At 32.8% G+C, this 9,080-nt stretch carries 9 protein-coding genes; 4 read left to right on the top strand and 5 right to left on the bottom strand.

Annotated elements, in window-relative coordinates; all coding sequences use genetic code 11:
- Nucleotides 1–152 precede the first annotated feature (152 nt).
- From A3SG_RS0110110 to A3SG_RS0110100, 3 genes are all read right to left on the bottom strand, one after another.
- On the bottom strand, nt 153–1,097 hold the full coding sequence (locus A3SG_RS0110110) for a hypothetical protein (protein WP_157485398.1): 945 nt from the start codon (nt 1,095–1,097) through the stop codon (nt 153–155).
- Between the two features lie 279 nt (nt 1,098–1,376).
- Complete coding sequence (locus A3SG_RS0110105; RefSeq protein ID WP_198008512.1) at nt 1,377–1,646, bottom strand: hypothetical protein; 270 nt, start codon at nt 1,644–1,646, stop codon at nt 1,377–1,379.
- Nucleotides 1,647–1,720: 74 nt separating this feature from the next.
- Complete coding sequence (locus A3SG_RS0110100; protein ID WP_016989904.1) at nt 1,721–3,022, bottom strand: aerolysin family beta-barrel pore-forming toxin; 1,302 nt, start codon at nt 3,020–3,022, stop codon at nt 1,721–1,723.
- Nucleotides 3,023–3,268: 246 nt separating this feature from the next.
- Here A3SG_RS0110100 and A3SG_RS0110095 point away from each other — a divergent pair, with 246 nt between their 5' ends.
- Both A3SG_RS0110095 and A3SG_RS0110090 read left to right on the top strand, forming a co-directional pair.
- The gene (locus tag A3SG_RS0110095; RefSeq protein WP_016989903.1) at nt 3,269–4,549 is read left to right on the top strand and encodes an aminotransferase class I/II-fold pyridoxal phosphate-dependent enzyme; all 1,281 of its coding nucleotides are present in this window, start codon (nt 3,269–3,271) and stop codon (nt 4,547–4,549) included.
- A gap of 113 nt (nt 4,550–4,662) precedes the next feature.
- Nucleotides 4,663–5,295: a TetR/AcrR family transcriptional regulator gene (locus A3SG_RS0110090; protein WP_016989902.1), complete on the top strand. Its 633-nt coding sequence runs from the start codon at nt 4,663–4,665 to the stop codon at nt 5,293–5,295.
- 44 nt (nt 5,296–5,339) lie between these two features.
- Here A3SG_RS0110090 and A3SG_RS22340 read toward each other — a convergent pair whose 3' ends face one another.
- On the bottom strand, nt 5,340–5,498 hold the full coding sequence (locus A3SG_RS22340) for a hypothetical protein (protein WP_016989901.1): 159 nt from the start codon (nt 5,496–5,498) through the stop codon (nt 5,340–5,342).
- 799 nt (nt 5,499–6,297) lie between these two features.
- On the opposite strand from A3SG_RS22340, the gene A3SG_RS0110080 reads away from it, so the two are divergent.
- Together A3SG_RS0110080 and A3SG_RS0110075 are read left to right on the top strand one after the other, a co-directional pair.
- On the top strand, nt 6,298–6,909 hold the full coding sequence (locus A3SG_RS0110080) for an ATP-binding protein (protein WP_016989900.1): 612 nt from the start codon (nt 6,298–6,300) through the stop codon (nt 6,907–6,909).
- Nucleotides 6,910–6,986: 77 nt separating this feature from the next.
- Nucleotides 6,987–7,625, top strand: coding sequence for a hypothetical protein (locus A3SG_RS0110075; RefSeq protein WP_016989899.1), 639 nt, complete (start codon nt 6,987–6,989; stop codon nt 7,623–7,625).
- A gap of 215 nt (nt 7,626–7,840) precedes the next feature.
- Here the strand turns inward: A3SG_RS0110075 and A3SG_RS0110070 are convergent, their stop codons facing one another.
- Nucleotides 7,841–9,064 (bottom strand): OmpA family protein, encoded by a 1,224-nt coding sequence (locus tag A3SG_RS0110070; protein WP_016989898.1) that lies wholly within the window; start codon nt 9,062–9,064, stop codon nt 7,841–7,843.
- Nucleotides 9,065–9,080 lie beyond the last annotated feature (16 nt).

Here is a 9,080-nt window from a genome sequence, read left to right as displayed (position 1 = left end):
AAACTCGACAAGTATACTTTAAAGCTCGTTTCTCTTTTTAATCGTTTGGCATTAATATCCACCTTATTCAATACTTTAATTAAAAAGGCGAATTCTAAATACTTTATTTTTCAAAAGAAGTATATTACTTGTTCAAATATTTTCTGCTTGTACTAGTTTTTCCATATAATATCATATTTACCTGTTGGAGCAATCTCGACCCACTTACCTTCTATCTTCTTTACATCTCCCGTTCTTTTATTGGTCAGATATAAAGTATAGGAGACTGTGCGTTTGTGGAATTGGATCAGGGTATAGAACTCGGACTGCCCTGAAGGGATGGTTATCGTTTCCGTTTGCTCAAATCCATAGTCAAACTTGGTTGTCAGGTTTGTATAGACCTCTTCTTCCTTGCCTGTATATATCTTTTCATTATCGATTGAGGATGGAACCCTGACTTTGATCGAGTCTTTTTTAACCCAAACGAATGCGTCCTTCTCATTACTCTTAAAGAAGGTCTTCCTGTTGATCTCTACTCCAGTGAAAGGAGAGAATGAAAACTCTTGAGGGGAAGAGACACTGAATTTGTAACCTTCGCCATTTCTTATAAAAAGTGAGTCTCCATCATTTTGCTTTAGGGTATATTCAATACTCTTAAAATTATACCCCTGTGACTTCTTTTGTTCAACAGTGATTTTTTTTGATTCATTCGCGGATTGAAGGTCTACGGTAAAATTGAAATCCTCACCGGAACTGTTCTCATTCAATTCAATATTGAGGGAAGTGGGGGTATTTCTGGTAATGACAAAACCCTTACTTCCGACAAAAGCCTCCATTCTTCCGAGTCCTTCCAGCGACAATGTATAATTTTCGCGAATAAGTTTATTATCAATAGAGTAAATATCTCCACTTATTCTAACATCTCCATCTGTATTGTTTACCCCAGAAATTTTCCAATCTCCATTTGTAAGAGATACCTCTACGCTCCCCCCTTCCCCTTCCATTTGGATTAAGCTAATAGACGGCTGCATCTGAGTTATACCATCTTCAACATCGCTGTTGCACGAGATAAAGTACATAGGTACTAAAAACAGCATAAATAAACGTTTTGATATCATTTTTTTAGTTTTAAAACAATTAACATTCTTATAATTTGACAATAATATCTATAGCAAAAATACGATGAAATACTGATTGCAAAATCAATTACAAAGATTAAAATAATAAGTCTTAAGCACAGTATAAAAAAATTTAGATTGTTACTTTAATTTAGTTGAGATTGCAAAACTACAACCGAAAAAAACAATCATCGTATTTCTAATCATAGAAGGGATGTTTTGAGATAACATTACGTCTTTGCTCAAACTTTCTTTTTCGTACTACCACAAATTTATACTTTATGGGATGGTGTCATTAACAGATTCTACACTTATAATATTCTTTCTATCTGGCAGATAATTCTCTTTTTGTTCAATGTTTATTAAAACAGAATCTTTAAATGTTAATACAGTTGTCAGAATATATGTATAACTAGATACATCAACAGCTTCTTTATAATAAATTTTAGTTAAATGGATATCATTTTGATTATAAACATCACTCTTAAAAGGATTGCCATATTTTTTAGTTACTGAGTCAATACTATCACCTAATCTTACTGAATTCAAGGTAAATATTGTTTTCCTGTAACCAGCACAAGAGAGAAATAAACTTAGTAATAGTATAATACTTATAAAATATTTCATCTCATTTCAATTACTTTCTTCGAATCCAGCATTTCTTTTGATATTTTCATTTTTTGTATAGTGCCTCCATCAAGTGGGGTGAGTGTAAGATTTGCATCTGTTTCCTCGACATCAACACCGCTCCAAATTCCCTTGATTTCTATCATTTTTCCGGAAGTAAGCCCTCTACAGGTAGCGATATAATCTACATCTATATTGTATTTAAAGAAAGTTAAGGAAAGATCTGCTCTATAGTTGGCAGGTACTTTTACCGGATAACTACGATTGATAGCAATAGTTGTGGATTCACTTTCACCATAGGTGAACTGTTGTCCGAACTCTGTAGATGCTGATATCTTTCCTGATGCAATAAATGGAACTTTAGCTTTGACTTCAGTTGAAAGCGAGACCTTGTATGATGTAGATCTCTTATAATCAGAAGATTGGGTATATGACTTATTGACAGCAAATGTATACGTTTGCTCTATCGGTCCATTATTAGTATATCCCTCTTTGTAAACCTGTAATGGTACATTTGACAATATTGTACCAGCGTCAACATCAAATTGAATTTTTTCAACAACAAACGTTTCGACTGGAATAATTTCGAACTCTTGACGAGGGCTATTATTATATTTTGAAAACGAAATTTTACTATCAGTGACAGTGATTACATTATAATAAATATCCCACCAAGAACCTCCGCCCGATTCTGGAAAATCCTGATTTTTAATCACAAAAGAGTTGTTAGTATACTCACCTCTTTCGAAATCCCATGAAGAACCAAACAAGGAGCCAGTCGAATCATTTCTAGCATAAAGCACTTTCACATTTGGATTGCTCTGATATGACCCCACACTTATAGGAGTGTTGGTGTTTTTAGAATATATTAAATAAGGAACCCCCGTCGATGGTGGTAAAACTTTAATATAATATTGTTGCGATAAATTCCCAGTGTATATATTCATATTTAATTCAGCCCCTTTAGTCGAAGCGGTGATAAACTGTTTACTAGAAGAATTTCCCATTACTTTTAAATATATTGGGATTTCATTCAACTGATCAATTTCATAACTATCTGTAACAGATAGTCTTTTTAATGCCCCTGGTCTTTTTAGGGTATCCCTATTTCCTTCTAAAGGAAAAATAATATCATTTACTTTTTTAGACGTGTCATTTTTGACCGTTCTTTCTAGATTCGCATTTTTAGCATTTGCTTCCGTATTATTGTTTTTATTTGGAAACACATCATCAGACGAACAGGAAGAAATAATAATTAGTAGAGCTGTAGCCCATAGATAAGCGAAAAGATTTTTCATAATTTATAATTTTGATTTAATAATAATGCCTCTTTGTTAAGTGTCTTAACTAAAGCAAAATACAAATCTAATTAAATTTCCCATTACTGGGAAAATTAATTGTTGAAATTTTATTTTTAATTGCGATAAATGTAAATAACTATTAATCACATATTTATTTAGTTGTTTAATTTCAAAAATTTTTATCGATAAAATTATCCCGTACAAGGGAAATTTAATACCTTTAAATTTTAAAATCCTCAACCTATGGAATTAACACATAAACACAATATAGATTTCAGTAAAGCAAGTTTTAAAGATTTTGAAAACATTCCTGATATGAATGCTTTTCAAAGGGCAGGGTTTTTCAAGGATTTTACCGATTATATGGAAGTTGAAGGGCGAATGAATTACGGTTTTGTAACCCATGATGGTTGTGGGCCTGAAATATTTTTAAGCACTCCTTTTCAGCAAATACCTAAAAAATGTATTAGCCTTGTGTCCAATGATTACTTAAACTTCACACAACATCCTAAAGTTAAAGCTGCGGCTATTGAAGGTTTACGAAAATATGGAACAGGAGCGGGTGCATCTCCATTGATTGGTGGTCATCATGAATACCATATCTTGTTAGAAAATAAATTGTCTGCTTTTTTTGATAGATCTAAAGGATCTTCGATGGTTTACACAACGGGTTATACAGCAAATAGTGCCACTTTGCTGTCCATGTTGAAAAATAAAGATTGTGCCATTGTGGATATGGCTGTACACGCAAGTGTTTATGAAGGATTATTGGAAACGAACATCAAAAGATTCCCTCATAATAACCTTGATTATTTGGAGCGGGCATTACATGAGGTCCAATCAAAATATCAGACTAAAATAGTAATTATTGACGGGGTGTATTCCCAGGATGGAGATCTTGCCAAAATGGATGAAATTTATAAACTCACAAAACACTATGGTGCTTTCCTTATGGTTGATGATGCACATGGTATTGGTGTTTTAGGTAAAAGAGGTCGAGGTGTGATTGAAATGTTTGGCTTGTTGAATAAAGTAGATATCATATCTGGAACTTTAAGTAAAGCTTTTGGACACATCGGTGGATTTATTATTTCTAAACCAGAAGTAATTAATTACCTTAGATTTCAATCTCGTCAATATGTTTTTTCTTCTAATTGCACACCAGCAATGAATGGTTTATTAGTGGCACTTGATTTAATTGATGAAGAGCCCGAATGGCGTGCTAAGCTTTTAGAAAATGTAGCATACTTTAAAAAGGGACTTTTGGATTTGAAGTTGGATGTAGGAATTACAGAGTCTCCTATAATTCCAATCAAAATAGGTGATGCCCATAAAACAGGTAATGCGGCAAGATTACTGCTTAAGGCAGGAGTTTATGCCAATGCTATAGTGTACCCTGGTGTTTCACGTAAAGACGCACGAATTCGGACCAGTCTAATGGCTACACATACCAAAGAACACCTAGATAAGGCTCTAAACGGATTCGAATATGTCAACCAAAAGTTGGGTATTTCTAAAATTTAACAAATTTCCATTTAAAAACTAGATTACTTAAAAAGATATCTTTTAATTAATCACATTGTTTTTACATTTAAAAAACATATTTTTATTTTTTAAATGTAAAAACAAGTGCTATTATGTCCAGAAAGAAATACCAAGGAGAGGTAAATGATAAGGAACGATCAAAACAAAAACTTTTGGATGCAGTTGGAAAAGTACTCAAAGAGAAAGGATATATTGGTTTAACAGCAACCAACATTGCAAAAGCAGCTAGTTTAAGTCGTCGTCTTATCACTATTTATTTTGATTCGGTTGATCACTTGGTAGAAACTTATGTGAGAAATAAGGACTATTGGATTGTTTCATCTGGAAACACACAACAGGTGATTGCAGAAAATAGTCATAATACAAAAAAAATTATTGAATATTTATTACTAAACCAGCTGGATTATTTTTACAAAAATTCAGAAATGCAAAAACTCATTTTGTGGGAAATAAGTAAAAAAACGAAGATAATGTATGAGGTTTGTGAGGAAAGAGAACATCTTGCGTCTACGATTTTTGAACTTACTGATAAAGAATTAGAAGGTAAAAATATTGATATAAGAGCAGTATCAGCCTTATTAGTTGCTGGCATATATTATATGGTGTTACATGCAAAATCCACAGATACACTTTTTTCTGAAATAGACATAAATACACCAGAAGGCATGGAGAGGATTAAAAATGCCATCATTTTAATATTGGAAAATACATATAAGGAATATTAAGACAAAAATTATCTCTTTCAATTACCACTATGTATTAATTATTACTACTTTGGATATGCAAATAAAACCTGCAGTATAAGTTGAGCTACATTTTTATAATTAATTTGATTGTTAAATTCTTCAATAGTTGCATAATTCAAAGCAGAATGTCTGCTTTTTCTGTTGTACCAATTTTCAATGTTTTCAAAAATTAGATATGTCAACTTTAATTAGAGACGTGCATAATTTTGTGCCCCATAACCTGAGTCCACAGTAAATGCTGGGGCATTGATTTCTATATAGGTTACATTAAGGGTTATAAATTATCTTTACATTAAAATTTGATACCTTATAAAGAATTCCACATAGCCAACTTCTTCAAATTATGCATAAAATGGTTTGTAAATTGTTCAGTCAAGGTCACAAAATAAAAAGCTCAATTCAATACGAATTGAGCTTTTTTTGTAAGTATTACTTCATAATTAACATACTTAACTTTATTTATTAACTCTGGTTTGCATATTTATTAAAGTTACCTTGACTGAACTAAAATTATCACAAAAACCTGTGGGGTAGTAATTATTTAATGAATCGTTAAATGAAGAATCATTTTAAGGTTCTGTCGCATCTGCCATATAAATCCAAGAGAAATCAGCAACTCGAAAATTATGCAGCCAATTTGCAAAATGATTTGAACATACTTGCGAATGCCTTAAGCATCTGATTCTTTCTCAACATGTACATCACCTCTCACTTCTCCCCCTAAAATATTCGGCTCCCTTTAGGGCTGGGGAAAAACGAAAATACTCACCTCTCACTTTCCCCCTAAATTTTCGGCTACCTTTAGCGCTGGGGAAAAACGAAAATACTAACCTCTCACTTCCCACCCCCTAAAATTTCGGCTCCCTTTAGCGCTAGGGAAAAACGAAAATACTCACCTCTCACTTCTCCCCTAAATTTACGGCTCCCTTTAGGGCTGGGGAAAAACGAAAATACTCACTTCTCATCCTTCACCGCAAACCTATGGCATCAAAACACGATTATTCAGAAATTATCACTTGGTTAGAAAAAAAAGGCAAAAAAGATTATGGAGTAAAATTTCAATTTCACGAACAAGACACCACCAACATCACAAAACTCATTTGCTATTTCCTAGATGATGAATACACTGCAGCTAAGTTTGATATCGATCTCACCAAAGGAATTCTTCTTTCTGGCCCTGTAGGCTGTGGTAAAACTTCTTTGATGGCCATCATGCGCTATGTCCCACAAGGAAATAAAAAGTTCTTTATGAAAACCTGTCGAGACATTAGTTTTGAATTCATCAAAGATGGATATGAAGTAATTCAACGTTACAGCCATGGGCACAATACCCATGCCGAACATAAAAACTACTGTTTCGATGATTTAGGCACCGAAAAGAACCTCAAATACTTCGGAAACGAATGCAATGTAATGGCAGAGATTATTCTCTCTAGGTACGACATTTTTATATCCAAGAAGATATACACCCACATCACCACAAACCTCTCCGCTTCTAAGATAGAAACTGCTTACGGCAATCGAGTCCGTTCTCGCTTGAGAAACATGCTCAATCTAATTGCTTTTGATAAAAACGCTAAGGACAAACGATAATCAACAAATAAATACCAAAAAACCTTTGCGAACCTTGCGATTCCTTAGTGCTCTTTGCGGTTAAATAAAAGTAACAAATGAAAAAAATTAACACCTTCTGGAACTGGTTCCAAGACAACCACCACACGCTCAAAAACATCATAAATGAAACCCCAGAAAACCAAAAATACATCACTTTTTGGATCACTAAAAACTTAAACTATTATTGCAGGGAAATCGACTTTATGATTGTATTCCCTAAGGATATCACATCTAAATTCGGTTTTATTATCACAGCTAATGGAGATAAAGATTATTTCAATCAAGTAATTACTTTAATCGATAATGCACCTCTGTTAAAAAGCTGGCAATTCACCGCTTTCATTCAAGATACAAACACCATAGTTCAAAAAATGAATACCTTCGATGAGCAGTATATTTTTAAAGACATTACCTTAAAAATAAAAGAACTAACATTCAGAGAGATTGTCTACAACGAAAATTGTGACAAAACTAACAGTATGATTTTTCTAAAAAACTACAGCCTGCTCTACAATAACAAAACATTGATGCAAGCAATCTACCTTGCATCGCAAGAGCTAAATCATCCAAAAAAAATACCAACACAAATGAATTTTATCCAATTACCTCAAAAAAATATGAAAAAAGACGAATTAATTCAGCTATATGAATTACAATGGTATTTAGATTACCTGTCACAACAAAAAAATTATTGATCATCTCAATTTGTCCTGCATTTATAAAAACAGAAAACCTAAATTTATAAATTACTTGTGATAAGATAATTAATACAAAACGCGTAAGTTCTATAGGGACTCAAATTAGGAATCACACAATAGTTATCACACAAGTAATAATTCAACAAATTTTATTCTCTCTAAAATAGAAACGATCAATCAAAAAGGTACTTTTAATCAATTAACAAACTTAATTAATATACTTTAAAAACAACTCGTCGAACCAATTGTTTAGCTAATTTAGATTCCTTTGGAACTGAATTATCTCCGATATGTTTTATAACTTTCAACCGACTTGCGTCAATACCTAATCCTATAATCATCTGTGAAACATTATCAGCTCTATTTTTAGACAAGCGTAAGCTGTTTTCACTATCATCTAACTCATCACCATATCCAATTATGTCAACACTTGTCTCGGGGTTGGCATTAAGATATTTAATAAGGAAACTTACGTCAGATATTGCCCAGGAAGAAATTCTACTTTGATCAAAATCAAAGAATACATTTATCAAATTCGAATTAATCATATTTCGCGACTCGACATTAGTCAAATTCTGTTCGCTAGAATATGCATTGTTATTAATTTGTGAATTATAAAATCTACCTTTAACATACATTTCTAATCCATCCGGAATTCCATCATAATTAGCATCATTTAATTGTGCTTCTACTTTATTAACCCTCGCCAAAAAATCATCTAATTTGTAGCCATTCTTCTGTAAATACCAGTCAGCATGATCGCCTTTTTTACCAAGATATACAGTGACACCCGCCGTAGCAGTATGAATGATACCAGTTCTGTTAGAAGCAAGATCTACTTTGGTTCTACCATCAAGGTTTAAATGGTGTGAAAAATTTTTCATCATACTATAATCGAGATTAAAAGCAAATCGATCAGACAATTTTATAAGCACTGTTGCTCCACTAATTATGCTATAAATATTGTCAAAAACCAACCCTTTATCTACGTATTTACTATTCACGGGACGAATTTCTTGGCTTTCTAAGAAAGTAAGACCAGGACCTAAATGAAATTGTAATCCAAAATTTTTTGTGAATTCTTCCCAGTTTAGAGCACGATGCACATTTAAGACTCCCTGTATACTAGTACCATACATCGAATTAGAAAACGGACTACTAGCTCCAGAACTAGAAAACTTGTCGTACGAAAGACCCAACATTAAACCAAATTTGGTATTAAACATTTTTCTAACATTGAAATCCAAATGGTTAAAATTAGGGTCTGTTAGATAATCTGCAGTAGCGGAAAAATATCCCGTAGTAAAAGGGCCAACAGGGGCATTAAAACCACCATTTAAATTCAATGACCATCGATTGTACTTTTCTCCTTTCAATTCAGCATTGAAAAGTTCTTCAACTGTTGCGATTTTCTTTTTAGCTAATATTTCATTCATACTGTTTTCTTGCGCC

The organism is Flavobacterium sp. ACAM 123 (genome assembly GCF_000264055.1).
Classification (GTDB): domain Bacteria; phylum Bacteroidota; class Bacteroidia; order Flavobacteriales; family Flavobacteriaceae; genus Flavobacterium.
The sequence above is the reverse complement of the archived record's forward strand: the minus strand, read 5'-3'. Positions and strand labels throughout refer to the sequence as shown.

Coding starts and splice junctions, on each gene's coding strand:
- A3SG_RS0110110 (WP_157485398.1), bottom strand. CDS start 1,097: ATGATATCAAAACGTTTATTTATGCTGTTTTTAGTACCTATGTACTTT.
- A3SG_RS0110100 (WP_016989904.1), bottom strand. CDS start 3,022: ATGAAAAATCTTTTCGCTTATCTATGGGCTACAGCTCTACTAATTATT.
- A3SG_RS0110095 (WP_016989903.1), top strand. CDS start 3,269: ATGGAATTAACACATAAACACAATATAGATTTCAGTAAAGCAAGTTTT.
- A3SG_RS0110090 (WP_016989902.1), top strand. CDS start 4,663: ATGTCCAGAAAGAAATACCAAGGAGAGGTAAATGATAAGGAACGATCA.
- A3SG_RS0110080 (WP_016989900.1), top strand. CDS start 6,298: ATGGCATCAAAACACGATTATTCAGAAATTATCACTTGGTTAGAAAAA.
- A3SG_RS0110075 (WP_016989899.1), top strand. CDS start 6,987: ATGAAAAAAATTAACACCTTCTGGAACTGGTTCCAAGACAACCACCAC.
- A3SG_RS0110070 (WP_016989898.1), bottom strand. CDS start 9,064: ATGAATGAAATATTAGCTAAAAAGAAAATCGCAACAGTTGAAGAACTT.